Raw genomic sequence first — 26,124 nt, forward strand, 5'->3', positions numbered from 1 at the left:
CAGCATCGCCCGCGATGTTGAAATAAAAGATCGCCCGCAGCGCCATGCCGCAAGCGATCTTATCTTTAATCCAACATTTTCGAGGAACTCGGTCGCCCGACTATTCGACCGAATTGAACTTCTTGACCTGCAGGAAGTTCACGGCCGAGCCGCTGAAGCGCTCAGGGTCCATCGAGGCGGTCTGCACCTTGAAGCCTTCCGTGTAGACGGCGGTCGGCTGAGCGCGGAGCGTCGGGCTGACGAAGCGCGGCGCCTTGACCGGGCGATTGACGATCTCGACGCGGGCATTGGCGATCGCCCATTGCGAGATCATCTTATCCGTCAGCTTCGGCGGGGTGGTCACTGCGGCACGGCCGGAATCGGCCACCACGGCATCCTGCCTGTTCGGACGGCCGCCCTTCGTCGCGATGCCGGCGGCAATCGAACGTTCCTGCGGCGCCGTCACTTCAAAACTGTCGTTGAAGCGGCGGCTGCTGACCTTGATATCCTTGGTGGTCGGCGCAAGAGCCGCCACCTGCGTCGGCATCTGCTGTACCGGCCTCTTCTGTGGCAGGACGGCAGCGATAGCCCGCACGGCGTCATTGTCGGCTGCGACGTTATCGGTCGGCAACACCTCATCCTTTGATGCGACATTGTTGGCGGCCGCATTGACGGCAACGCCGGCATCCGCACCCGCCTGATTGGCGCGATGTTGCTCGAGCGCGGCGACGATCGAGGGTGACAGCGTGCCCTCATCGGCGGCATCGTCGATCGCATCCGGATCGGCATCGGCGGAAGCAAGCAGATTTTCAGCGACTTCCGGACGCTCGGCCGGAACCGGAACGCCGGCCGCCTGATCCGTCACGCCAGGCGAGACTGAGGCCATTTCCGCATCGCCGGGCGCACGGCGGTTGAGCAGAGCCGGAACCGGAACGCGATAGTCGCGCAGGTCGGCATATTGCTGTTGCTGGTCATCCGTTGTCGGCATCGCCGCGGCAAGCGCATCCTGAGCGGCGTTGCGCGGCGGCGACATCAAAGCCGAAGCGACCTCGCTGCCGGCCTGATTGCCAAAGGCCGGGCGCACCTGCGGAACAGGCGCATTGACGCTGGCAACCTGCGTCGGCTGGCTGTCTTCGCCGTCATCCGCAGCAGCCGGAGCCGGCTGGGTGTTCTTGGCAACCAATGTGGTCGACGCCGCCGCTGCCGGCGTGCCGGTATCCGCATTGTCCTCATCCTCGTCAGCACCGCCACCGCCAAACAGCCGCGCGAAGAAGCCACGACGCGAGGACGAAGAACTGGCGACCTGGATATCGTCGGAGGATGCGCGGCGTTTGTAGTCGGCCACAGCCTGCTGATAGCCTGGCAACGGCTTGCCATCGGCCGGAATATGCATGGTCTTGCCATCGGGGAACAGGCGGACGAGATCCTGGCGATCCATGCGCGGCCATGCGCGCACGCCGCCAACGTCCATATGGACGAAGGGCGAGCCCGAGGTCGGGTAATAGCCGACACCGCCGACCTGGAGCTTCATGCCGAGTTCGCGCAGCTTGGTGAGCTTGACGTCGGGAATATAGAAGTCCATCGCGTTGCCGAGCGTATGCTGGCTCTTCTTGGCGACCCCGGTATGGGCCGAACGCGTGCGCAGCATTTCATTGGTTCCCGGCGAGCGGAAACCGCAGATCACATAGATGAATTCATGCGAGCCGCTTTCGCGGTAGACTTCCCATATCAGGTCGAACAGGCGCGGATTCATCTTGGTCGGCTGGTTTTTACGCCAATCGCGGAGAATGCGGTTCAGCTTCTCCAGACCGTCCGGGTCATACTTGCCATTGCGCTTGTAGGTGATGACGGCCTTTTCGCCAGTATGGACATAATAGATCTTCAGGCTGCGGGTTTCCCCGCCAGCCTGAGACGGCGTGCCAACAAAAACTGGAGTGGAGACGGCCATCGCCAGCAGGCCAACGGCTACAACCTTGGCCACCTTACGAAATATCTCAGAGCACGCAGAATGCCAGCTCAAGCTATTAGGCTTGGTATTTCCACTCAGATTCGGCAATTCGATCCCCGTCCGACAGACAATGTCGCATCGTGTTCCAAATGGCTGTCAATTGCGGTGACACGATGGCAAAAATGCCACACATAGTCGCCCTCTTCATACATGGTGAACGATGCACTAACAAGTGCTTTACGACAGGTAACAAAATATGCTTGCCTAAAGGTTAAACGACGCTCAGGCCGCGTTTTTTTGCGGGTCATCCGGGTCTATCCCATAGTCTTTCAACTTGCGATAGAGCGTAGAACGGCCGATTCCGAGCTTCCTTGCCACCTGGCTCATTTGCCCTCGATAGAATTTGAGAGCGAACCGGATGAGCTCTTCCTCGACATCCGCAAGCTTTCTGACGTCGCCGGACGTGTCGGTGCTGACGATGACATTATCCGATGTTTGCGCGGACGACGCATCGACGATCGACAACGGCGAGGTTGTAGTTTCATCCGAAGACGCGACCCGCAACCCGCGCTCAAACTTGTCTGCCGCGACGCTATCGGCGCTGTAAGCCTGGGAATTATCCACAACTAAGGTCGGGTGCTCGCCAGTGAAATAGCCCGGCAGCTGCGCCGCAATCTGCGGGAAATCGGTTTCCAGCAGCTCCGGCCCCTCCGACAGCACCACCGCGCGGAAGACCGCGTTTTCGAGCTGGCGGATATTGCCTGGCCAGTCATAGGCCGTCAGCAACGCGAGAGCGCCATGGCTGATCGACAGCGAATGACCGAGCTTCTGTTCGAACGCAAAACGATCGGCGAAGGCGCGCGCGAGATGCGGGATGTCCTCCTTGCGGCGACGCAGCGCCGGCATGGTGATCGGGAAGACGTTGAGGCGATAGTAGAGATCCTCGCGGAACCGCCCGGCCTTCACCTCTTCGATCAAGTCCTTGTTGGTGGCCGAAATGAGCCGGACATTGACCTTCTGCGCCACGCGGGCGCCGACCGTCTCGATCTCGCCCTGCTGCACGGCGCGCAGGAGCTTGACCTGCACCTCCAGCGGCAGATCGCCGACCTCGTCGAGGAACAGCGTGCCGCCGTCCGCTTCCATGAACTTGCCGACATGCCGTTCAGTGGCGCCGGTGAAGGCGCCCTTCTCATGGCCGAAAAGAATGCTTTCGACCAGATTATGCGGAATGGCACCACAATTGACCGTCACAAAAGGCTTGCCGGAGCGATCGCTGGCGGCCTGGATGGCACGGGCCACCAGTTCCTTGCCGACGCCGGATTCACCTTCCAGCACCACGGGGATATTCGATTGCGCGGCGCGGTGCGCAAGATCTAGCACCCGCATCATCGCCGGGCTCGCCGAGACGATGTCGTCGAAGCTGATCGCACTCGAACGCGATTTGCGTCCGGCACGGGCCTTGGCCTCGCGCTGATCGAGCTTCAGCGCATTGGCGATCGACGCCCCTATCCGCTCCGGCGAAACTGGCTTGACGACAAAATCGAAGGCGCCGGCGCGCATGGCCTGCACCACGGTCTCGATACCGCCCTGCCCGGTCTGCACGATGACGGGGATATCGGTCCCCATGTCGCTCAAAGCGCCCAGAAGTTCGAGGCCGGTCATCTCCGGCATCATGAGATCGAGCACGATCACATTGATCTGGTCGCCATTGCGCTTCAGAAACTCGAGGCCGAAGCGGCCATTCTCTGCCAGATGAGCAACGTGTCCGTGCCGCTCGATAGCATTTTTCAGCAGGCGTCGTTGGATCGGATCATCCTCAACAACGAGAACCTGCGCGCCCCCCTTGGCGCTATTCAATATGGTCATTGGTGCCTCACTTCATGCGAAACCTGGGGGAACCTTCGCAGAAAGGCTTGAACACGAAGTTTTGCCAAACCATCGTATTTTAATCATTATGACGAATGTAACATCGTCTATGACTCCATTGTCCGACCCGCGATAATCCGCGCTTGCAGCGGCCTTTTCGGCCGAATAGACACGGATAGACCGGATCGTTCTGAAAAGAAAAATAGAGGAAATACTGTCCATGAGCCCGACCTCGCTCCATTCGTCCCTTACGTTTTCCACCGGCCAGGCCGCTGCCGCGACCAATGCCGCGCTTGGGGATCTGCCCGCCTGGAAGCTCAGCGACCTCTATCCCTCCGTCACCTCCACCGCTTTCACCGGCGACATGGAAAAGGCCGGCAAGCTGGCCACCGCCTTCGAGGAAAAGTGGAAGGGCAAGCTTACCGAGGCCGCGACCAAGAGCGGTGACGCCGGCATCGGCGCGGCGCTGAAGGAATATGAAGCCCTCGACGATATCATGGGCCGCCTCGGCTCCTTTGCCGGCCTCACCTATTTCTCCAACACCAGCGATCCGGCCAATGGCAAGCTCTATGGCGACGTACAGACCCGGCTGACCGACTATGCCGCCCATCTGCTGTTTTTCCCGCTGGAACTGAACCGGATCGACGATGCCGTGGTGGACGCTTGCATGGCAAACGACCTCGCCGCCGGTCACTACCACCCTTGGCTCGTCGACCTGCGCAAGGACAAGCCCTACCAGCTCGACGATAAGTTGGAGCAGCTGTTCCTGGAAAAATCCATGACCAGCGCTGCCGCCTTCAACCGCCTGTTCGACGAGACCATGGCGGAATTGCGCTTCGAGGTCGACGGCGAGAAGCTGCCGCTGGAAGTCGCCCTCAACATGCTGCAGGAAAAAGATCCCGAAGTGCGCCGCAAGGCAGCCGTGGCTCTGACCGCGACCTTCAAGGCCAACCTGCGCGTCTTCACGCTGATCACCAACACGCTCGCCAAGGACAAGGACATCGCCGATCGCTGGCGCGGTTTCGAGGACATCGCCGACAGCCGTCATCTGGCCAATCGCGTCGAGCGCGAGGTGGTCGATGCGCTGGCCGCCGCCGTCCGCGACGCCTATCCGCGCCTTTCGCACCGCTATTACAAGATGAAGGCCAAGTGGCTTGGCATGGAGCAGATGAATTTCTGGGACCGCAACGCGCCGCTGCCGGAAACCTCCAACGCGCTGATCCCCTGGACGGAAGCCAAGGAAACCGTGCTGTCCGCCTACGGTAATTTCGCCCCGGAAATGGCCGATATCGCCAAGCGCTTCTTCGATGAGGAATGGATCGACGCGCCGGTGCGTCCCGGCAAGGCGCCGGGCGCTTTCGCGCACCCGACCGTGCCCTCGGCCCATCCTTACGTGCTCGTCAACTATATGGGCAAGCCGCGCGACGTGATGACGCTGGCCCATGAACTCGGCCATGGCGTCCATCAGGTATTGGCCGGCGGCCAGGGCGCGCTGATGTGCCAGACGCCGTTGACACTTGCCGAAACCGCCTCGGTCTTCGGCGAGATGCTGACCTTCCGCGCGCTGCTCGACAAGACCAAGGACAAGCGCGAGCGCAAGGCAATGCTCGCCCAGAAGGTCGAGGATATGATCAACACGGTCGTGCGCCAGATCGCCTTCTACGAATTCGAGCGCAAGGTGCACGCCGCCCGCAAGAACGGCGAACTGACCTCAGAGGATATCGGCGAGCTGTGGCTCTCCGTCCAGTCGGAAAGCCTCGGGCCGGCGATCAAGATTTCCGAGGGCTACGAGACCTACTGGACCTATATCCCCCACTTCATCCACTCGCCCTTCTACGTCTACGCCTATGCCTTCGGCGATTGCCTGGTGAACTCGCTCTATGCCGTCTACCAGAATGCCGAGGAGGGCTTTCAGGCGAAGTATTTCGAGCTGCTGAAGGCCGGCGGCACCAAGCATCATTCGGAACTTCTGAAGCCTTTCGGCCTCGATGCCACCGATCCGTCGTTCTGGAGCAAGGGACTGTCGATGATCGAAGGGCTGATCGATGAGCTTGAGGCGCTTGATAAGAGCGCTTGATGCACACTGATGAAGACCCGCGCATGGCCGATGCCGAACCCTCCGTCCTCTTCCGGGACGATAGCACAGGACAGGTGATGCTCTTCGCCGAGCCGGCGGAGAGCATTATCGCCCGGACGCGCGCGGAATTCTTCGATGCCCTCGACCGGATGGAGAAGGCGAAGGCAGACGGTAAGTGGCTGGCGGGCTACATGGCCTATGAAGCCGGTCATCTCTTCGAGGAAAAGCTCGCGCCCTTCACCGAGGAAAACCGCGAAACGCCGTTGCTCTGCTTCGGTGTTTTCGATGCTCCGGCAGCGAACGGCCATCCCCTTGCCCAACCGCTGCAGCGCCTCGAAAACCAGGAGTTCCTGATCGATGCGACGGCTGCATGGAGTTTCTCTTTATATAAAGAGAGATTCGACCGGCTGCATGGGCACATCCGCCAGGGCGACTGCTATCAGGCAAACCTCACCATGCCGATCACGGCGCGCTGGAATGGCGATGCCAGGGCCGCCTTCTGGTCGCTGATCGAACGTCAACCGGTGAAGTACGGCGCGCTGGTCGATCTCGGCGGACCGGTCATCCTGTCACGATCGCCTGAACTCTTCTTCCGTACAGACGACGACGGCTGGATCGAAACGCATCCGATGAAGGGCACGGCCAAGCGCGGCGCGGATGCCACCGAGGACGCTGAGATCATCAGCGCCATGCTTGCCGACGAGAAGACGCAGGCCGAAAACCGCATGATCGTCGACCTCCTGCGCAACGATATCTCCCGCATCACCGAGGTCGGCACGCTCGACGTGCCGAAACTCTTCGAGATCGAGACCTATCCGACCCTGCACCAGATGGTCAGCCATGTGCAGGCGAAGCTGCGTCCCGGCATGACCATCCGCGACATCTTCGCCGCCCTCTTTCCCTGCGGCTCGATCACCGGCGCGCCGAAAATGCGGGCGATGGAAATCCTGCACGATCTCGAGGACAGCCCGCGCGACGCCTATTGCGGGGCGATCGGCATGATCTCGCCGTCAGGCGCAATGCGCTTTTCCGTGGCGATCCGCACCATCACCCTGTTCGACGACGGCCGCGCCGTCTTCAATGTCGGCGGCGGCATCGTTTTCGATTCGACGGCGGAAGCGGAATATGAAGAATGCCTCCTGAAGGCACGCTTCGCCGTGGGGGATCGATGGATCAAGCGCTAGAGGATTTTTCGCTGATCGAAACGCTGCGTTACGAGCCGCACACAGGCTTCGTGCGCCTGCGCCTGCACCTCGCCCGTCTGCAACGCTCCGCTCGCCGGCTGCGCTTTCCCGCGCCGAAGGATGCGTTGACGAAGCTGGATGCCGCCGTTGCCGGCGCGACCATTCCATTGCGAGTGCGCCTGACCTTCGACCGCGCCGGGCAAACCGACGTCACCACCGCCGCGTTCACACCTCTTGCCGCCGACACCGTTTGGCGCGTCCGCATCGCCGAGACCCGGCTTGATTCCGCCGACACGCTGCTGCGGGTGAAGACCACCCGCCGATCGATCTATGAAGCCGCCCGCGCCGAATATTCGCCAGCAGAAGCAGACGAAGTTCTGTTGCTGAATGAAAAAAGCGAGGTCTGCGAGGGCACGATCACCTCAGTCTTCATCGATGACGGCTCCGGCCCATTGCGAACACCGCCGATCTCTTGCGGCCTGCTCTCAGGCGTGTTGCGCACCGAACTCATCTGCCAGCGCAAGGCCCGCGTCGGCCGGATCAGGCTGGACGATCTGGAAAATACCACCCTTTATCTCGGAAACTCCCTGCGCGGTCTGATCCGCGCGCAACTCCTATGGAATTGACGCAATGCTCATCCTTTCGCTGACCTATCTCAAGGGCAATGACGAAGCCGACAAGCACATGGAGCCGCATATGGCCTGGGTGAAGGAGGGCTATGCCAAGGGCTGGTTTCTCGCCTCCGGCCGCAAGGTGCCGCGCACCGGCGGCATTATCTTCGCTCGCGGCGACCGCGCCGAACTGGAAGCCTATGTCGCCGCCGACCCATTCACCATTCATGGCGTCGCCGCCTATGAGATCACCGAGATAGCGCTGACGACGGTGACTGAAGGGCTGGAAGTGTTAAAGAGCTGACAAAAGGCGGAGAGCCCCGATGGATGACTTGCATGCGCATTTGAAAGAGCTGGAAGAACGGCTCTTCAACCCGGCTGTGCGCGGCTCGCGGCAGGCATTGGCGGAACTGCTCTGCCCGGAGTTCCGCGAGATCGGCAGCTCCGGCCGGCTCTTCGATCTGGAGGACATCCTGACAAGTCTTCCGACCGATCCGGAAGATATTGCCCTGCGGACACTTGAGGACTTCGATGCCCGTCTGCTCTCCGATAATATCGCCCTCGCCACCTATCGGTCCACCCGCGCATCTCCCGACAAGCCGACAGTCCGATCGCTCAGAAGTTCGATCTGGCGGCTGGAGGCAGACGGATGTTGGCGGATGCTCTTCCATCAGGGAACGCCGACGCGATAAGCTCTATCCATGACACAACTGACCTACACACCCTATGACGGTTCCGCCAAACCCTTCACCATCGGCCTCGTGCCGTTGGACCTCGCCCATTGGATCGAACCCGACGCCGATCTCGGACGTTATCTCGATGAGAAGCAACGTCTTTCCCATGATTATCTGAGCGAGATCTTTGTTGCCGAAGACAATACGCAGGATACCCAGCAAGAGGTGCTCGACCTGCTGGCTGCCTATCTCTGTGAACAGCATCCAGCCATCTGTCATCGCGATGGCGATATCGTTTCAGCCGCCGGCCATTCTGTGGATCTCGCCGACGCCTCGGTTCCGCCGTTGCTGAAGGCCGGTTCGCTGATCGCCGACGATCTCGTCATCATGCGCCGCAAGGCAGACGGCTGGCACTTTGTCGCCGGCCATGTCGCCTTCCCTTCCTCCTGGTCGCTTCAGGAGAAATTCGGCCGGCCGATGCAAGCGATCCACGCCGATGTGCCCGGTTTCGGCGAGGGCACCCGCAACGCCACCCTGATCACCCGCATCTTCGACAATCTGCAGGTGTCGCAACCCGTCGAGCGGCTGAACTGGTCGGTGAACGCAACAAGCGAGCTGTTTCTCTCGGCTTCGAAACACAGGCGCCCGCCAGTCACCACGGCCCCCACGCTCGAAACCCGCTTCGCCCGCGTAGAACGGCAGACACTGCGCAAGCTGCCGATCTCGGGCGATATCCTCTTCACCATCCGCGTCTATGTCGATCCGATCGCCGCGATCGCCAACCATCCCAGAGCCTCGGAACTGGCATCGAACTTCGCCACACAACTGGATGCATTGGACGAACACCAGACGGCGTATAAGGGACTGATCCATCAGAAAGCCGAGTTGGCGAAGCAATTGCGGGCGCTGGCCGGCATATAGCAATGCGACAAGCAACAAACCCGTCGCAAACCGCGTGTATGGTGCCATTCTATTGACTTTCCCCGACGTAGCCCGGAGAGCTCTTTATTGTGACATCAATTTGTGATTAGAGCCGTCCATCTCGCGTTTTTACGCAAACATTGATTGAATTTCATAGGCCGAACGGCGTCCTGCCTTTCGAAGGAGACAAGAATGACGAAACACAACTATCCGGTATATGCCGAAATTACCGGCCCGATCGTGATGATCGGCTTTGGCTCCATCGGCCGCGGCACCCTGCCCCTGATCGAGCGCCATTTCAAATTCGACAAGAGCCGGATAGTCGTCATCGACCCCCGCGAAGAACCAGCCGATATGGAAATCCTGGCAAAGCACGGCGTTCGTCACATCAAGGAATATGTCACCAAGGACAACTACAAGGAGCTACTGAAGCCGCTTCTGACGAAAGGTGGCGGCCAGGGCTTCTGCGTCAACCTCTCTGTTGATACCGGCTCGCTCGACCTGGTCAAGCTGTGCCGCAAGCTTGACGTGCTCTACATCGACACCGTCGTCGAACCTTGGCTCGGCTTCTATTTCGACAAGAGCCTGAAGAATGCCGACCGCACCAACTACGCGCTGCGCGAAACCATGCGCAAGGAAAAGGCGAAGAACCCGGGCGGCACCACGGCCGTTTCCACCTGCGGCGCAAACCCGGGCATGGTCTCCTGGTTCGTCAAGCAGGCGCTCGTCAACCTTGCCAACGACATCGGCGTGAAGTTCGAAGAGCCGGATCAGCATGACCGCGAAGGCTGGGCCAAGCTGATGAAGAAGGTCGGCGTCAAGGGCATCCACATCGCCGAACGCGACACGCAGCGCACCAAGCATCCGAAGCCACTGAACGTCTTCTGGAACACATGGTCCGTCGAAGGCTTCATCTCCGAAGGCCTGCAGCCGGCCGAACTCGGCTGGGGCACCCATGAAGAATGGATGCCGAAGAACGCCAAGAAGCACAAGAAGGGCTCCAAGGCCGCCATCTACCTGGAACAGCCGGGCGCCAACACCCGCGTTCGCACCTGGTGCCCGACGCCCGGTCCGCAATACGGCTTCCTGGTCACGCACAACGAATCGATCTCGATCGCCGACTTCTTCACGGTTCGCGACAAGGACGGCGACGTTACCTTCCGCCCGACCTGCCACTATGCCTACCATCCGGCCAACGACGCCGTGTTGTCGCTGCACGAAATGTTCGGCAATGGCGGCACGCCGCAGCCGGTTCACCACGTCCTCGACGAGCACGAACTGGAAGACGGCGTCGACGAACTCGGCGTGCTGCTTTATGGCCACGACAAGAACGCCTATTGGTACGGTTCGCGCCTGTCTCTCGAAGAGACCCGCCGCATTGCTCCCTACCAGAACGCGACCGGCCTGCAGGTAACCTCCGCCGTTCTCGCCGGCATGGTCTGGGCGCTCGAAAATCCGACCGCCGGCATCGTCGAAGCCGACGAGATCGATTACAAGCGCTGCCTCGAAGTACAGCTGCCCTATCTCGGCCCGGTTGAAGGCCACTACACCGACTGGACGCCGCTCGACGGCCGTCCGGGCCTGTTCCCGGAAGACATCGACACCAAGGATCCCTGGCAGTTCAGGAACATCCTGGTTCGCTGATCGACAGAACATTAGAATAATCGGAAATTAAAATGCTCGCACAGGTCGTGCGGGCATTTTTGTTACGCTCGCGAGATAAATCAAGGTGATGAGGCGGTGAAGCCTTGCTTTCAACAGATGGTCGCGCCATGTTTCTTGCAATCGCCACGACGCCAATCCGCCTTTTATCGCGGGAGAGATTTATGAAGATCAAGTCCAGCCTTGCCCTAATCACCGCCGCGGCAGCGCTTTCCGCCTGCGTCGATTTCGGCGGATCGAGACCCCCACCGGTAACCATGGGCGGAGGCGCGCAGCCGCGCGCAACGACGGTGGACGGCAACTGGAGCGATGCGAACGGGCTGAACTCGTCATTTTCGGGCGGCAGGTTCGAGACGCACACCACAGACGGCACGAATACGCAAATGGCTTCCGGAACCTACACGACGGACCCGTCCGGGGTGATCCAGATCAATCTGTATTCGAACGTCAAGCGTACGAGCTCCAAGGTCAATTGCTTCCTGGCCAACCCCAGCCAGCTTAACTGCACCGCGGAAGGCGGCGGCCACTTCTCGCTCAATCGCCAGGGCTGAGACCGGCATCGCGGACGGATAGGACGCCATGCGCAGGGTAGCGCTTTATATCCTTCTCGTCATCGCATTGCCGCTCGGCATTCTGGCGGCAGTTCTTCCAGCCAATAGCTATAAGGCCCAGGGCATCGCCGCGCTCGATTGCGACGGGCCGATGAGTGTTATCATTTTCGCCCTGCCCGCCTTGCTCATCTATGGCGGCGGCACCATCCTGCTTTATCGCGACAGGAGCCGGCGTCTTCACCGCGTCGCGGCGCTTTGCTGCCTGCTCGTCTCCCTCGTCATCGCCTGGAATCTCATCGACGCCGCGCGGGAAGCCTACGGCGACGCCTCGATCGAGGCCTGCGCCTGAGGCAATGACCTCCCGCCTGTGGATTTGCGAAATCCTAGTGAACCCAACAGCTTTCGCTTGCGCTCGTCCCGTCGTGGTGGAAACATCCGCGTGGGGACCGCCGTGGGGCACGGGCGGATCGGATTGTGAAAAATAACAGGAGAGAACGATGACGAAGCCCTTCGGAGTGGGTCTTTTGGCTGCGGCCGCCTTGGCGCTCAGCACAAGCGCCGCTTTCGCGGATTACCAGCTCAACATCCTGCACTTCAACGACTTCCATTCGCGCGTGGAGTCGATCAACAAGTTCGACACGACCTGCTCGGCGGCGGAAGAAGCCAAGAATGAATGCTTCGGCGGCGCCGCGCGGATGAAGACGATGATCGACCAGCGCCGCGCAGCCCTGGCCGGCCAGAATGTGCTGGTACTTGACGCCGGCGACAATTTCCAGGGCTCGCTATTCTATACGACCTATAAGGGTGCCGCCGAGGTCGAGTTCCTCAACGATATGAAGATCGACGCCATGACCGTCGGCAACCACGAATTCGACGATGGCGAAGACCCGCTGGCCGCCTTCCTCGACAAGGCGCAATTCCCCGTCGTCACCGCCAATATGGTCGTCGATGGCCAGTCGAAAATCGGCGATCGCATCAAGAAATCCATCGTGCTCGATATCGGTGGTCAGAAGATCGGCATCGTCGGCGCTGTCACCAGTGAGACGCCGGAACTCTCCTCGCCTGGCCCGCATGTCAAGATCACCGACGATGCCGCCGCGATCAGCGCCGAGGTGGATGCGTTGAAGTCGCAGGGCGTCAACAAGATCATCGCGCTCACCCATGTCGGCTATCCGCGCGATATCGAGAAGATCGCCAAGATCGCCGGCGTCAGTGTCGTCGTTGGCGGCCATTCGCATACGCTGCTGTCGAACACCGATCCGAAAGCCGCCGGCCCCTATCCGACCATGGTCGACAACCCCGCCGGCTACAAAGTGCCGGTCGTCCAGGCCGCCTCCTACAGCAGATATCTTGGCGACGTCGTCATCACCTTCGACGACAACGGCGCCGTCAAGGATGCCAAGGGCAATCCGATCCTGCTCGACGCTTCGGTCAAGCCCGACCCCGTGATCGCCGCCCGCGTCCAGGAAATGGCAAAGCCGATCGAGGAACTGCGCCACAAGGTGATCGGCATGTCCGAAGGCCCGATCGAGGGCGCACGCGAAATTTGCCGCGTGCAGGAATGCTCCATGGGCAACCTCGTCGCCGACGCCATTCTCGACCGGACAAAGGGACAGGGCATCAGCATCGCCATCCAGAACGGTGGCGGGTTGCGCGCCTCGATCGGCGCTGGCGACGTCAGCATGGGCGGCGTGCTGACTGTGCTGCCGTTCCAGAACACCGTCGCCACCTTCCAGTTGACGGGTGCCGAGGTAAAGACGGCGCTGGAGAACGGCCTCAGCCAGATCGACGAGGGTGCCGGCCGTTTCCCGCAGGTTTCCGGTCTCAAATATACCTACGACAAATCCAAGCCGCCGGGCGGCCGCCTGGTCTCCGTCACGGTGCGGGAGGGTACGGAATTCGTGCCGCTCGATCCCGAGAAGACCTATGGCGTCGTCAGCAACAACTATATGCGCGCTGGCGGCGATGGTTATGTCGTCTTCGCGCAGAACGGCAAGAACGCCTATGACTTCGGCCCTGATCTGGCGGGCGTGGTGGCCGACTATCTCGCCGCTCACAATCCATACAAGCCTTACACCGACGGCCGCATAACCCAGGCCGCCGCCGCACAGCCGGAGGCAGCAAAACCTGCGCAAACACAGGAGCCCGCGGCCGCACCGGATCAGAAGACTGCTCCGGCGGCTGCGAATACCGGCACAGCACCTGCTACCACCACGGCGCCGGCCACGTCAGCACCCGCCGCTTCGGCGCCCGCAACCACCGTACCCACCACCAGTGCACCGGCGGCAACCGCTCCTGCGGCGACGACAACCCCGCCCGTCGCAACGGCTCCAGCAACGGCGACGGAAGCTCCGGCAACCCAGAAAAGCGAACAACCGAAGACACCGACCACCCATGTCATCGTCGCCGGCGACACGCTTTGGGATATTGCCAAGGCCTACTACGGCAACGCCAACGACTGGCACAAGCTCCTGGCGGCCAACCGCAATCTCAAGCCGCACCGCCTTCTCGTCGGTGAGGAATTGAAGATTCCGGCCAAGTAAGGACGATTTGTCTCGCAGGACTTAGCCGGTCCGGGCTTTTCCGGGCCGGCTTTTGTTCCTATGTGAGGGGCTTCGTTTCGTTGAGAGGACATGATTGATGACAGCAGAAGCCGCGACCGGCCAATTACAGCAAAAATCCGGCAGGATCGGCGTCCTTCTCGTCAATCTCGGCACGCCCGACGGCACCGACTACACATCGATGCGGCGCTATCTGCGCGAATTCTTGACAGACAAGCGCGTCATCGAATGGTCGCCCTGGAAATGGTATCCGATCCTCTTCGGCATCGTCCTCAACACCCGTCCGCAAAAGGTGGGCAAGGCTTATGAGACGATCTGGAACAAGGAAAGAAACGAAAGCTTCCTGCGCACCTATACCCGCAACCAGGCGGAGCTGATGGCCGAGCGGTTGGCGGACCTGCCCGCTGTCGTCGTCGATTGGGCTATGCGATACGGCACACCTTCGATCGGCGACCGCATCCAGACGCTGAAGGATCAAGGCTGCGACCGCATCCTGCTGTTCCCGCTCTATCCGCAATATGCGGCGGCCACCACCGCCACGGTCAATGACAAGGCTTTCGAGAAGCTGGTGAAGATGCGCTGGCAGCCGGCCCTGCGCACGGTGCCGGATTATCACAGCGATCCCGCCTATATCGACGCACTCGCCAAATCCGTCACCCGGCATCTCGCTACGCTCGACTGGTTGCCGGAAAAGATCCTCGCTTCCTTCCACGGCATCCCGCTTGCCTATTCGGAAAAGGGCGACCCCTATTACGGTCAATGCATCGAAACCGGCCGTCTGCTGCGCGAAAAGCTCGGTCTTGCCGAGGATCAGTTCATCGTCACATTCCAGTCCCGTTTCGGCCCGGAGGAATGGCTGCAGCCCTATACGGACAAGACGGTGGAAAGCCTTGCCAGGGAGGGCACCAAGCGCATCGCCGTCCTCAATCCGGGCTTCGTCTCCGACTGTCTGGAAACACTCGAGGAAATCGCCGAACAGGCGGCCGAATCCTTCCACCATAATGGCGGCGAGAAATTCACGCATATCCCTTGCCTCAACGACGGCGAGGACGGCATGCGGGTGCTGGAGACGGTGCTGCGGCGGGAGCTGTCGGGCTGGGCCTGATCTGAAAGGCCGAGCGTCGCCTCATTGCAGATGCGGTTTTCTCAGGAAACTGCTTCGGTCGGCCGACTTGACCCTTAGCCATGCCTCGCGGCCATCGCGCAGGATCCTCATCGGAATTTCCGCTCCGGCGGAGCCGCTCTCCCATACCTTGCGGTAGAAATCGGCAAGGCCATCCACTTCGCCATCCCGAATTTCGGAGATGACGTCGCCGCGACGCAAGCCCGCCTTCGCGGCGGGGCCGCCCTCGGCCACGCTCATGACAACGACCTCGCCATCGCTTTCAGCGGAGAATGCTCCAAGCCAGGGTCTCGGCGGCTTGTTGACCTGACCCCGATTAAGCAGGTCATCCAGGATGGGCGGCAACAGGTCGATCGGCACGACCATGTTGATATCGGCGCTTCCGCCGTCTTTTGCCGCCATCTGCAGGTGCAGCGAGCCGATGCCCAGAAGCTTGCCATCGGCGTCGATGAGGGCAGCACCTCCCCAGGAGGGATGGGCGGGCGCGGTGAAGATCGCTTCATCGAGCAGATATTCCCAGTAGCCGGCGAACTCCTGCTTGGCGACAATGTTCGCCTGCACGAACTGGCCGATACCGTCGGCCATCATGACGGGATCGCCAATATCGGCCCTGGCGACATTGCCGAAATCCAGCGCGGGCATGTCGAGCCGTCCGAGCGCCTGCACCAGGCCAAAGCCGGTTTCCTGATCATAGGCCAGCGCATGGGCGGGAACCACGCGACCGTCATTGGTCGTCAGCCAGACCTCCTCGGCCTCTGTGATCAGATAGCCGATGGTCAGCACCAGCCCGTCGCTCCTGATGACCACGCCGCTGCCTTCCCGGCGCGTGCCGAGCGCTCCCGCTGTAAAGGCATCTTCCGGAATTTTGGAATGCACGGCCACGACCGACCGCAAGGTCCTATCGATATTCATAGCTTCACCTGCTGATGCGCAATGCTTTGGCTCGCAAGACTGCAGGGCAGCGGAGCCGGATCTTTCCTTCCCTTAAAGTATGAAGATGCAGTGCCGGAGGCAAGACCTTGGCGAGATTGAATATCCACACCGCCAGGCGCGAATGGTTGGATGACACAGCCCATTCCGCCCTTGCCGAGAACATGGTAACCCACCACATCTGATTGAGCTGCTTCGTGACCCACTCGACCGTGGGCGTCAGAAATGCAGCAATGCTTGGGAATGACGCAAACCCGCATGGCGGGGAGCGTCAATGGAGGATTTTATGGTCATCGGTGGATTCAGCATCTTTGTGATTGCCCTGGTTGTTTTGATCATCCTGGTGCTGTTTGCAGGGATCAAGACGGTGCCGCAGGGATATCGTTACACGGTCCAGCGCTTCGGCCGCTACACCCGCACGCTGGAGCCAGGGCTCAATCTGATCGTACCCTTCGTCGAGACAGTCGGCGCACGCATGAATGTGATGGAGCAGGTTCTGGCGGTTCCGACCCAGGAGGTCATCACCAAGGACAATGCCAGCATTTCCGCCGACGCCGTCGCCTTTTTCCAGGTCTTGAACGCAGCCCAGGCAGCCTATCAGATCACCAATCTCGAAAGCGCTATTCTCAATCTCACCAAGACCAATATCCGCTCAGTGATGGGCTCGATGGATCTCGACGAACTGCTGTCCAACCGCGATGCCATCAACGACCGGCTTCTGCGCGTCGTCGACGACGCCGTCCAGCCCTGGGGCATCAAGGTGACCCGCATCGAGATCAAGGACATCCAGCCACCGAAGGATCTAGTCGACGCCATGGGTCGGCAGATGAAGGCGGAGCGTGAAAAGCGCGCCCAGGTTCTCGAAGCGGAAGGCCTGCGTGCCGCGCAAATCTTGCGTGCCGAAGGGGCAAAACAGTCGGCCGTGCTCCAGGCCGAAGGCCAGCGCGAAGCGGCCTTCCGCAACGCCGAAGCCCGCGAACGTCTGGCGGAAGCCGAAGCCAAGGCGACCCGCGTGGTCTCGGAAGCGATCGCCGAGGGCAATGTGCAGGCGATCAACTACTTCGTCGCGCAGAAATACACCGAGGCACTGACCGCGATCGGCACCGCCGGCAATTCCAAGATCGTGCTGATGCCGATGGAAGCCACCTCCATCCTCGGCTCGCTTGCCGGTATCGGCGCAATCGCCCGAGAAGTTTTCGGCGAAAACAGCGACGGTAGCGCTTCGCCGCAGCCCCCTCGTCCGCGCCCCGGCCCGGCGCGCACCACACCCTCTATCAATCCGCTGACACCACGGGAGAGCTGATCCATGTTCGACAATCTCGTCGTTCAGCTCGGCCCGTGGAGCTGGTGGGTGCTGGGACTGGTGCTGCTCGCCGCCGAACTCGTATTGCCTGGCTTCTTCCTGATCTGGGTCGGCCTTGCCGGCATTATCGTCGGCGCACTCTCGCTGCTCTTCTGGGACAGCGCCTTCTGGGTCTGGCAGGTGCAATGGCTGATCTTCGCGGCATCCGCCGTCATCGTCACGCTGCTCGGCCGCCACTATGTCTATAGTAACAGCCAGGTGACGGACGAGCCGTTTCTCAACCAGCGCAGCGCCAGCCTCGTGGGCCGCACGGCAACGCTTGCCGAGCCGATCATCGAGGGCCGCGGCCGCATCCGTCTGGAGGATACCTATTGGATCGTGGCCGGGCCTGATCTGCCGGCCGGCACCCGCGTCAAGGTCGTCGCCAGCAATGGGCGCGACCTGACCGTCGAGGCCGCCTGATCAGGCGACGCCGATCCGCAGCAGATCGTGGAAATGGACGATGCCGATCGGCCGCTTGGTTTCGTCGACAACCATCAGCGCCGAGATATTGTAGCGGTTCAGCAATGCCATCGCCCCAGTCGCCAGCGTCGTTTCCTTCACCGTCTTCGGATTGCGGGTCATCACCTCGTCCACCCGCATTTCCGCAAGGCTGCTGCCGAGATTACGGGCAATATCGCCATCGGTGATGATGCCGCAAAGGCAGCCGTCGCCGTCGATCACGCCGACGCAGCCGAAGCGCATATTCGAGAGCGTCATCGCCGCCTCTTGCATGCCCGTGCCGAGATTAACCAGCGGAACGCGATCGCCCTTGTGCATGATATCGACGACATGCGAGAGGCTGGCGCCGAGCTTGCCGCCCGGATGGAAGGTGCGGAAATCCTCAGCGGTAAAGCCCCGCGCTTCCAGCAGCGCCACGACAAGCGCGTCGCCGATCGCGAGCTGCAACAGCGTCGATGTCGTCGGCGCCAATCCGTGCGGGCAGGCTTCCTGCTCCTTGGGCAGCAACAGAACCACATCGGATTCGCGCGCCAACGTCGATGTCTCTCCCGCGGTGATCGCGATCATCGGGATCGAGAAACGGCGGGAATAGCTGATGATACCGCGCAGTTCGGCGCTTTCACCGCCCCATGATATGGCGATGATGACATCGTCCTGGGTGATCATGCCGAGATCGCCGTGATTGGCTTCGACCGGATGCACGAAGAAAGCCGGCGTTCCCGTGGAGGCGAACGAGGCGGCAAGCTTGTTGCCGATATGGCCGCTCTTGCCGACGCCGGTAATGATGACGCGGCCGTCGATGCCGCCGATCACCTCCACCGCGCGGCTGAAAGGCCCGGCCAAACCGTCGGACAATGCGCGTTCCAGCGCTTCCAGCCCCTGCCTTTCGATCTCGATCGTCCGCATCGCCGATTCGATCGCACCGTTCTCGATGAATTTCACTGCTCTCTTATTCATGACGGAGGCCTACCGCTTTTCTTTATTTCTGTCCACCTGCGATCGTTTTTGCGAGGCAGAGACCAAACCACCCGTTATCCCTGCTCCTTATCGATTCCTGGCAAGGAAGCGTTAACCATGAGGCTTTAGAATTGGGTAAGACTTTAAGGTATTTCCAGTAAGATCAGACATAGGATCAAATGGACATCGGCAAAAACAAGGCGGGTGGACGCTCCCTCCGGCTGACGGCATGCGCTGCATCCGCTCTGCTCGGCTGGGGCGTATTTGCCATGCCGATGCCGGTCCACGCGCAATCGGCCGACACCAGCCAGGCAGGCTCGACCGACACCGATAGCCTCGATCTTCCGGTCACGACCACGACATCCGCTAAATCCAAGACGTCCAAAGCCGCAAATCAGAGCTCGACGGATACGGACACACCGCTCAATGCCCGCCTCCGGCTCGGCAGTATAGACCCGACGACAACGGGCTCGACACTTGATGACGATCTGCGCCGCGTCAATCTGCGCGAGACCGGTGTCAATGATCTGAGAGCGCGGCAATATCCGGACCGCGCGGACGCGCAGGGCATACCGCTCGGCACCTTTACCCTGCGTCCCTCCATCAACCAGTCCGTCAATGTCGAGCGCAACCGCACCGGCTCGACCAATGACGATCGCAGCTTCCTGCAGACCGATCTGCGCAGCACACTGACCTCGGATTGGGACCGGCATGCGCTGACCATCACCGGCGAGGGCGTCTGGCAAAAGAACCTCAGCGGCAGCGGCGCGGAGCAGCCGACCGTCAATCTCAACGCCGACCTGCGCCTCGACCTTCCCGCCGATACCGTCGCCCACATCACCGCCGGCTATCAATTCTTCCGCGAGGATACCAGCGACCCGAACGCCATTGCCAACGCCTCGAAGCAATCGGCCGTCAACCAGTTCAACACCGGTCTCTCGCTGGAGCGTGATTTCGGCGTGCTGCGCGGCTCGACCGCCGTTGCCTTGACCCGCACCATCTATTCCGACGCAGTGCTCTCGGATGGAACGCCGGTCACGCTCAGCGACCGTAACCAGACGGCCGGTACCTGGCGCGGCCGCATCGGCTACGAGCTGTCGCCTGCCCTCATTCCCTTCCTTGAGGCCGATCTCGGCCTCGCCGTCTACGACCAATCGCATGACAGCAACGGCTACGCCCGCTCGAACCAGAGCTTCGGCGGCAAGGCAGGCGTCGAGCTCGACCTCGGTGAGAAGTTGAAGGGTGAGCTCGGCTTCGGCTATCAGCACACGGAATTCGATGATTCGCGGCTCGCCGGGATCGATTCGCCGACTGTCGACGGCAAGCTCGCCTGGTCGCCGCAGCGCGGCACCGATGTCAGTATCGGTCTTGCGACCACGGTGCAGCCCTCCACCACGGCGGGCGAAAGCGGCTACACCGCCTATCAGCTCACCAGCACCTTGAGCCACCAGCTGCGCGACGACCTCACCGCCAAGCTGACCGGCGGCACGATCTGGCGCAATTATCCGTCCGACAGCTCTTTCGCCGACGAAACGGAATATGACGCAGCCCTCGGCTTCACCTGGGGCATCAACCGCTACCTCGACCTCACCAGCAATGTCGGCTACCAGCTGACATCACGAAAGACGGGCGACGATACACGCCAGGTCCAGGCGGGCGTGGGATTGACGGTGAAGAGATAGTTACTATCGGGATAGACTTGATGCGCGCGGCGAACGCAGAGCTCATCTCGCCCTTGGCGGGCGAGAAAGCAATTTCACTGGTTTAGGAATTGCGATGCAGGAGGCGCCATATATTCAGAAGCCTAGCGCAATTTCTAAGCCATTGAAATTGCAAGAGCCGGGGTCCGCTTCTTGCTCAGATCAGTTTGGGGTTCTGTGCGTCCCTACCTACCCCCTCTCTTGCAATTTCTAAAAATTAGACGAGGGACAAGCCCTCGCCTAATCCTAAGAAATTGCTTTCTCGCCCGCCAAGGGCGAGATAAAGCTCGCTACTTCAGCGCCGCGACCAGCGCCTTTAAACCATCTTCGACAGTCGGACGAATATCGGCGCGGGCGAGCGCGAAAGCGACGTTGGCCAGGATGAAGCCATCCTTGGCGCCACAGTCAAACGTCTGGCCCTGGAAGTGGTAGCCGGCGAAATCCTGCTTCTGCGCAAGCTTCAGCATGCCGTCGGTCAACTGGATCTCGTTGCCCGCGCCGCGTTCCTGGCTTTCCAGGATCTCGAAAACCTCCGGCTGCAGGATGTAGCGGCCGTTGATGAAGAAATTCGACGGAGCCGTGCCCTTGGCAGGCTTTTCCACCATCTCGGTGATGCGGAAGCCATTGCCGATGGTGTCGCCGACGCCGACGATACCATATTTGTGGGTCTGATCCGGAGCGCACTCTTCGACGGCGATGACGTTGCCGCCGCTGGTTTCATAAAGCTCGATCATGCCCTTCATGCAGCCCTTCTCGGCACGCATGACCATGTCGGGCAGAAGCAGCGCGAACGGCTCGTCGCCGACGATCTCGCGGGCGCACCAGACGGCGTGGCCGAGGCCGAGCGGCTCTTGCTGGCGCGTGAAGCTCGCCGTGCCAGCCTTCGGCAAGAGGCCACTCAAAAGCGTCAGCTCGGCATTCTTGTTGCGCTGACGCAACGTCTGCTCAAGCTCGAACTGAATGTCGAAATAATCCTCGATGACATGCTTGCTGCGGCCAGTCACGAACACGAAATGCTCGATGCCCGCCTCCATCGCCTCATCGACGACATATTGGATCACCGGCTTGTCGACAACGGTCAGCATCTCCTTCGGCACCGACTTGGTTGCCGGCAAGAAACGCGTCCCGAGCCCGGCGACCGGAAATACTGCCTTACGCACCTTTTTATGCTGTCCCACTCATACCTCCTGGGGAATTAAATCGTTCTGCGCCAACGCTATTCGAGGGTCAGTAGTATAAGTTTACGACTGTTTTGCAATGATGACTGCCCCCGGCTTCCATGGTAAAGAATTTGTTGACTTCGTTCCTGTAATGTCATGCTTGGGCGAATGCCGCGCGCATCGCCGCTCCGAAATCCAAGTATTGATGGACACGGCTGTAAATGACTTCAAACCGCAAACACTCCCTTCTTGGTCTCGCTCTGGCGCTCGCGCTTGGCACCTTTGCGGGATTGGCCCCCATTAACGCAAATGCGGACCCAGGGTTCCAAAAATGGATTGCGGGCTTCTACGGCACCGCTGCCAAGAGTGGCATTACGCAGTCGACCTATCGCAATGCATTTGCCGGCGTGACGGACCCTGACCCCACAGTCCTCGAAAAAGCGCAATACCAGCCGGAATTCAAATCCCAGATCTGGGATTACCTAGATTCGCGCGTCAACCCCTATACCGTCGATGTTGGCCGCAAGATGGCGACCAAATACGGTTCCACACTACGTTCACTTGAACAGCATTTCGGGGTGGACCGCAATATCATGCTCGCCATCTGGTCGATGGAATCGAATTACGGCGCGGTGCTGGCCAACGACGAGAAGCTGCATTATGTGCCGCGCGCGCTGGCGACGCTTGCCTATGCCGACCCGAAGCGCGCCAACTATGCCAAGAAGCAATTGATCGCGGCGCTGAAGATTCTGCAGAACGGCGACATATCGCGCAAGGAACTGACCGGTTCCTGGGCTGGCGCCATGGGCCATACGCAATTCATCCCGACCAGCTACCTGCTCTATGCCGTCGATGCCGATGGCAGCGGCCACGCCGATATCTGGAATTCGGTTCCCGACGCGCTGGCGACGACGGCAAACCTTCTGGCCAAGAACGGCTGGAACACCGGCCATACCTGGGGCTACGAAGTCACCGTGCCTGCGGGTGGCAGCGCGCAGGCCGGCAAGACCCACACGCTCGCCCAATGGGCGGCCCTCGGCTTCGCGCGCCCCAACGGCAAGGGCTTCCGCCTGAACTCCGAACGCGCCCAGCTGAAAATGCCGGGTGGACCGAACGGTCCCGGCTTCCTGATGACCGGCAACTTCTTCACCATCAAGCGCTACAACGCCTCCGACAGCTACGCGATTGCCGTCGGCCTGCTCGCCGACCAGCTCGCCGGCTATGGCGGCATGCAGCAATCCTGGCCGCGCCCGAGCGGCACGCTGGATGTCAAACAGAAGTTCGAGCTGCAGACGCGGCTGAAGGAACTCGGCTATTATGACGGCGTCGTCGATGGCAATTTCGGCTCCGGCTCGAAGGCCGCCATCGCCGCGGTTCAGCAGCGTATCGGCATGGACGCCGATGGCGAACCCTCGATGAGCCTGTTGAACAGGCTGCGCAAATAGGTCGCCGCCATCAACCGTGAACCTTGGATCGGCTGGACGGCGATACCGTCCTCATGCGACCATGGGGCATTGAGCGGAAAAGAGCCCGATGAAAAACCGACCTGCCCGCACAATCATGGCTGCCGCGAAATCGACCCTCGCGGCGCTTCTTGCCGTCTGCCTTACCCTTGCCTGCCTGTTGACGGCCGCCGAGGCGCAGGAGCGGCCGCGCAAGACGCTGCTCGACATATTGTTCGGCCGATCCGAGCCGGATATTCCCGACCGGTCCTACGATCAGCCGGCGCCGAGGCGCTCGACGCAACCACGCAAACGGGTCGCACCACCGCCGAAACCGCGCCAAGTCGTGGTTCAACCGGAAACGCCGCCACCCGCGGAAAAGCTGCCCGATGCCAAGACTATCCTCGTCGTCGGTGATTTCCTGGCAAGTGGCCTCGGCGACGGATTGGCAGACGCCTTTTCGACATCGCCCGGCGTTGTCGTCCAGACCCGAGGCACCGTCGCCTCCGGTCTCGTGCGCCAGGACTATTACAACTGGCCGCAGCAGCTGCCGACCATGGTAGATCAGCTGAAACCGGCGATCGTCGTCGTCATGATCGGCGCCAACGACCGCCAGCAGATTATCGGCGACGGCCTCAACGAAAAATATGGTACCGACCCCTGGTTCCTCGCCTATGAAGAGCGCGTGCAGCAGTTTGCCAAGCTGGTGACGAACCGCCATATTCCCCTCATCTGGGTCGGCCTGCCGGCCTTCGGCTCGGACCAGCTGACGGAGGGCGCGGTGAAGCTCAATCAGCTTTATCAGAGCCAGGTCGCAAGCGTTGGCGGCGAGTTCATCGACATCTGGGACGGGTTTACCGACCAGAACGGCGAATTCATCGTCACCGGCTCGGATATCAACGGCCAACAGGTGCGGCTCAGAACCGCCGATGGTGTCAACCTCACGGCAGCAGGCAAGCGCAAAGTCGCCTTCTATGTCGAAAAGCCGGTACGCCGGCTGCTCGGCGATCAGGCAAGCCCCGATATCACGCGCCTCGACACCGGTAATCCGCTGGCGCCCGAACAGGCAAACCTGCCGGCAACGGAGATGGAAAAGATCACCCGCACCCAGCCGATGAGCATCTCCGATCCAAATCTGGACGGTGGATCACAACTCCTCGGCGGCGCTCCCGCCCCGGCTCCAGCGGCGCCCTCACCCCGCGACCTCCTGGTTGAAAAAGGCCAGATGACTCCAGCCCCGACAGGCCGCATCGATGATTATCGGGTGCCGGGGGCGGCGGCCACGCCATAGGCTCCGGGCGTAAAAAAGAGGCCCCGCAACTGCGGAGCCCCTTCAATCAGGCAACAACTCGAGCGCTTACCGCGGCAACACCGTGGCCCCCATCAGGGTCTCGTCAATCGCGCGAGCGGCCTGGCGTCCCTCGCGGATAGCCCAGACGACCAGGGACTGGCCGCGGCGGACGTCGCCGGCGGTCCAGAGCTTATCGACTGAGGTCTTGTATTCCTTGTCGTCGGCAACGACGTTGGTCGAGCCGCGCTTGTCGGTGTTGAGCGTCAGCTTGCCATCGAGATCCTTCAGCACGCTGTCGGTGAACGGGCCGCGGAAGCCGATGGCGATAAAGGCGAGATCGGCGCGAATGATGAATTCCGTGCCGGCGATCGGCTTACGGCGCTCATCCACTTCGCAGCACTTCACGCCGGTCAGCACGCCGTCCTCACCGACGAATTCCAGCGTCGCGACCTGGAATTCGCGCACGGCGCCTTCAGCCTGCGAGGAGGAAGTGCGCATCTTCGTGGCCCAGAACGGCCAGACGGCGAGCTTGTCTTCCTTTTCCGGCGGCTGCGGGCGGATGTCGAGCTGGGTCACCTTGACGGCACCCTGGCGGAAGGCCGTGCCGACGCAGTCGGACGCGGTATCGCCACCACCGACGACGACAATATGCTTGCCGCCGGCGAGGATCGGGTCGGAAGGCCAACCGATGCTGTCGATGTTTTCGCGGCCGACGCGGCGGTTCTGCTGCACGAGATAGGGCATGGCATCATGGACGCCGGCAAGCTCGACGCCGGGAATGCCGGCCTCGCGCGGGGTTTCCGAGCCGCCGCAATAAAGAACGGCATCGTGGTCGGCCAGAAGCTCCTCCATCTTGACGTCGACGCCGACATTGACGCCGCAATGGAAGGTCACGCCCTCGCCCTTCATCTGCTCGACGCGGCGATCGATGAAGTTCTTCTCCATCTTGAAGTCCGGAATGCCGTAACGCAGCAACCCACCGGCCTTCGACTCGCGCTCGTAGAGATGAACCTCATGGCCGGCGCGGCCAAGCTGCTGGGCAGCCGCCATGCCGGCGGGGCCGGAGCCGATGACGGCAACCTTCTTGCCGGTATGGACCGTTGCCGGCTGCGGGCGAATGAAGCCAAGCTCATAGGCCTTGTCGGCAATCGCCTGCTCGACCGTCTTAATCGCGACCGGCGCATCCTCAAGGTTCAGCGTGCAGGCTTCCTCGCAGGGCGCGGGGCAGACGCGGCCGGTGAACTCCGGGAAGTTGTTGGTCGAATGCAGGTTGCGGATCGCCTCTTCCCAGTTGTTGTTGTAGACGAGGTCGTTCCAGTCCGGGATCTGGTTGTGCACCGGGCAGCCGGTCGGGCCGTGGCAATAGGGGATGCCACAGTCCATGCAGCGCGCTGCCTGTTTCTGCACTTCCGGGTCCGACATGGGGATCGTGAATTCGCGGAAATGCCGGATACGGTCCGACGCCGGCTGATATTTGCCAACCTGCCGGTCGATTTCCAAGAAGCCTGTTACCTTGCCCATGCTTTCGTTTCCTCACTCTAAAGAGAAGCCCGATGGCTCCCGTGCCTGAAGGCAAGTCCCGCTGCCTTGTCCGGCGCTGTAATTCAAATCTGATTCCGCTGTTCGACAGTCGCGATCGCCACACCAGCGATCGCAATCAGGCGCGAAACCCTCGAATGGAAA

Annotated in this window: 21 protein-coding genes and 2 pseudogenes; 16 read left to right on the forward strand and 7 right to left on the reverse strand. The window is 61.1% G+C overall.

The window, feature by feature from the left end; translation table 11 throughout:
- Positions 1-100 precede the first annotated feature (100 nt).
- The 3 genes and pseudogenes from EX00_RS10885 to EX00_RS10890 all read right to left on the reverse strand — a co-directional run.
- Positions 101-2,035 carry a peptidoglycan L,D-endopeptidase MepK gene (locus EX00_RS10885; RefSeq protein WP_047456988.1) on the reverse strand — a complete coding sequence of 645 codons (1,935 nt, stop codon included), beginning with the start codon at positions 2,033-2,035 and terminating at the stop codon, positions 101-103.
- 174 nt (positions 2,036-2,209) lie between these two features.
- Positions 2,210-2,401: pseudogene (locus tag EX00_RS32270) on the reverse strand (helix-turn-helix domain-containing protein); the annotation flags it as partial.
- Between the two features lie 140 nt (positions 2,402-2,541).
- Positions 2,542-3,793, reverse strand: a pseudogene (locus EX00_RS10890) (sigma-54-dependent transcriptional regulator); the annotation flags it as partial.
- Between the two features lie 220 nt (positions 3,794-4,013).
- On the opposite strand from EX00_RS10890, the gene EX00_RS10895 reads away from it, so the two are divergent.
- From EX00_RS10895 to hemH, 11 genes are all read left to right on the forward strand, one after another.
- Positions 4,014-5,870, forward strand: a complete 1,857-nt coding sequence (locus EX00_RS10895; RefSeq protein ID WP_047456991.1) for a M3 family oligoendopeptidase — start codon at positions 4,014-4,016, stop codon at positions 5,868-5,870.
- A gap of 23 nt (positions 5,871-5,893) precedes the next feature.
- The gene (locus EX00_RS10900; RefSeq protein WP_047456993.1) at positions 5,894-7,054 is read left to right on the forward strand and encodes an aminodeoxychorismate synthase component I; all 1,161 of its coding nucleotides are present in this window, start codon (positions 5,894-5,896) and stop codon (positions 7,052-7,054) included.
- On the forward strand, positions 7,039-7,680 hold the full coding sequence (locus EX00_RS10905; protein ID WP_047456995.1) for an aminotransferase class IV family protein: 642 nt from the start codon (positions 7,039-7,041) through the stop codon (positions 7,678-7,680). The genes EX00_RS10900 and EX00_RS10905 overlap by 16 nt, the downstream gene beginning before the upstream one ends.
- Positions 7,681-7,684: 4 nt before the next feature.
- Positions 7,685-7,969: a YciI family protein gene (locus tag EX00_RS10910; RefSeq protein WP_047456997.1), complete on the forward strand. Its 285-nt coding sequence runs from the start codon at positions 7,685-7,687 to the stop codon at positions 7,967-7,969.
- A gap of 19 nt (positions 7,970-7,988) precedes the next feature.
- Complete coding sequence (locus EX00_RS10915; protein ID WP_047456998.1) at positions 7,989-8,357, forward strand: nuclear transport factor 2 family protein; 369 nt, start codon at positions 7,989-7,991, stop codon at positions 8,355-8,357.
- Between the two features lie 9 nt (positions 8,358-8,366).
- Entirely contained in the window at positions 8,367-9,260 is an 894-nt protein-coding gene (locus tag EX00_RS10920) for a heme-dependent oxidative N-demethylase family protein (RefSeq protein ID WP_047457000.1), read from the forward strand.
- A 192-nt stretch (positions 9,261-9,452) separates the two neighbouring features.
- Positions 9,453-10,904 (forward strand): homospermidine synthase, encoded by a 1,452-nt coding sequence (locus tag EX00_RS10925; protein WP_047457001.1) that lies wholly within the window; start codon positions 9,453-9,455, stop codon positions 10,902-10,904.
- 182 nt (positions 10,905-11,086) lie between these two features.
- On the forward strand, positions 11,087-11,473 hold the full coding sequence (omp10, locus tag EX00_RS10930) for an outer membrane lipoprotein Omp10 (protein WP_047457003.1): 387 nt from the start codon (positions 11,087-11,089) through the stop codon (positions 11,471-11,473).
- A gap of 28 nt (positions 11,474-11,501) precedes the next feature.
- Positions 11,502-11,822 carry a hypothetical protein gene (locus EX00_RS10935; RefSeq protein ID WP_047457005.1) on the forward strand — a complete coding sequence of 107 codons (321 nt, stop codon included), beginning with the start codon at positions 11,502-11,504 and terminating at the stop codon, positions 11,820-11,822.
- A 148-nt stretch (positions 11,823-11,970) separates the two neighbouring features.
- Positions 11,971-14,016, forward strand: a complete 2,046-nt coding sequence (locus tag EX00_RS10940; protein WP_047457008.1) for a 5'-nucleotidase C-terminal domain-containing protein — start codon at positions 11,971-11,973, stop codon at positions 14,014-14,016.
- A gap of 97 nt (positions 14,017-14,113) precedes the next feature.
- The gene (gene hemH, locus EX00_RS10945; protein ID WP_047457009.1) at positions 14,114-15,139 is read left to right on the forward strand and encodes a ferrochelatase; all 1,026 of its coding nucleotides are present in this window, start codon (positions 14,114-14,116) and stop codon (positions 15,137-15,139) included.
- A gap of 21 nt (positions 15,140-15,160) precedes the next feature.
- Here the strand turns inward: hemH and EX00_RS10950 are convergent, their stop codons facing one another.
- Positions 15,161-16,069: a S1C family serine protease gene (locus EX00_RS10950; RefSeq protein ID WP_047457011.1), complete on the reverse strand. Its 909-nt coding sequence runs from the start codon at positions 16,067-16,069 to the stop codon at positions 15,161-15,163.
- Between the two features lie 304 nt (positions 16,070-16,373).
- Here EX00_RS10950 and EX00_RS10955 point away from each other — a divergent pair, with 304 nt between their 5' ends.
- Positions 16,374-17,390 carry an SPFH domain-containing protein gene (locus tag EX00_RS10955; RefSeq protein WP_047457706.1) on the forward strand — a complete coding sequence of 339 codons (1,017 nt, stop codon included), beginning with the start codon at positions 16,374-16,376 and terminating at the stop codon, positions 17,388-17,390.
- 3 nt (positions 17,391-17,393) lie between these two features.
- Positions 17,394-17,852 carry an NfeD family protein gene (locus EX00_RS10960; RefSeq protein ID WP_047457012.1) on the forward strand — a complete coding sequence of 153 codons (459 nt, stop codon included), beginning with the start codon at positions 17,394-17,396 and terminating at the stop codon, positions 17,850-17,852.
- Here EX00_RS10960 and EX00_RS10965 read toward each other — a convergent pair whose 3' ends face one another.
- Positions 17,853-18,848: a KpsF/GutQ family sugar-phosphate isomerase gene (locus tag EX00_RS10965; protein WP_047457014.1), complete on the reverse strand. Its 996-nt coding sequence runs from the start codon at positions 18,846-18,848 to the stop codon at positions 17,853-17,855. It lies immediately after the preceding gene.
- Between the two features lie 179 nt (positions 18,849-19,027).
- Here EX00_RS10965 and EX00_RS10970 point away from each other — a divergent pair, with 179 nt between their 5' ends.
- Complete coding sequence (locus EX00_RS10970; RefSeq protein ID WP_047457016.1) at positions 19,028-20,530, forward strand: outer membrane beta-barrel protein; 1,503 nt, start codon at positions 19,028-19,030, stop codon at positions 20,528-20,530.
- 308 nt (positions 20,531-20,838) lie between these two features.
- On the opposite strand, the gene galU is transcribed toward EX00_RS10970, so the two are convergent.
- The gene (gene galU, locus EX00_RS10975; RefSeq protein ID WP_047457017.1) at positions 20,839-21,726 is read right to left on the reverse strand and encodes a UTP--glucose-1-phosphate uridylyltransferase GalU; all 888 of its coding nucleotides are present in this window, start codon (positions 21,724-21,726) and stop codon (positions 20,839-20,841) included.
- A gap of 203 nt (positions 21,727-21,929) precedes the next feature.
- On the opposite strand from galU, the gene EX00_RS10980 reads away from it, so the two are divergent.
- Together EX00_RS10980 and EX00_RS10985 are read left to right on the forward strand one after the other, a co-directional pair.
- Positions 21,930-23,153 carry a lytic murein transglycosylase gene (locus EX00_RS10980; RefSeq protein ID WP_047457019.1) on the forward strand — a complete coding sequence of 408 codons (1,224 nt, stop codon included), beginning with the start codon at positions 21,930-21,932 and terminating at the stop codon, positions 23,151-23,153.
- Positions 23,154-23,241: 88 nt separating this feature from the next.
- Positions 23,242-24,441, forward strand: coding sequence for an SGNH/GDSL hydrolase family protein (locus EX00_RS10985; protein WP_047457021.1), 1,200 nt, complete (start codon positions 23,242-23,244; stop codon positions 24,439-24,441).
- 66 nt (positions 24,442-24,507) lie between these two features.
- On the opposite strand, the gene EX00_RS10990 is transcribed toward EX00_RS10985, so the two are convergent.
- Complete coding sequence (locus EX00_RS10990) at positions 24,508-25,962, reverse strand: glutamate synthase subunit beta (protein ID WP_047457022.1); 1,455 nt, start codon at positions 25,960-25,962, stop codon at positions 24,508-24,510.
- Positions 25,963-26,124 lie beyond the last annotated feature (162 nt).

Origin of the sequence: Martinezella rhizogenes (assembly GCF_000799715.1) — a bacterium.
GTDB classification, from domain to species: Bacteria; Pseudomonadota; Alphaproteobacteria; order Rhizobiales; family Rhizobiaceae; genus Rhizobium; species Rhizobium rhizogenes_C.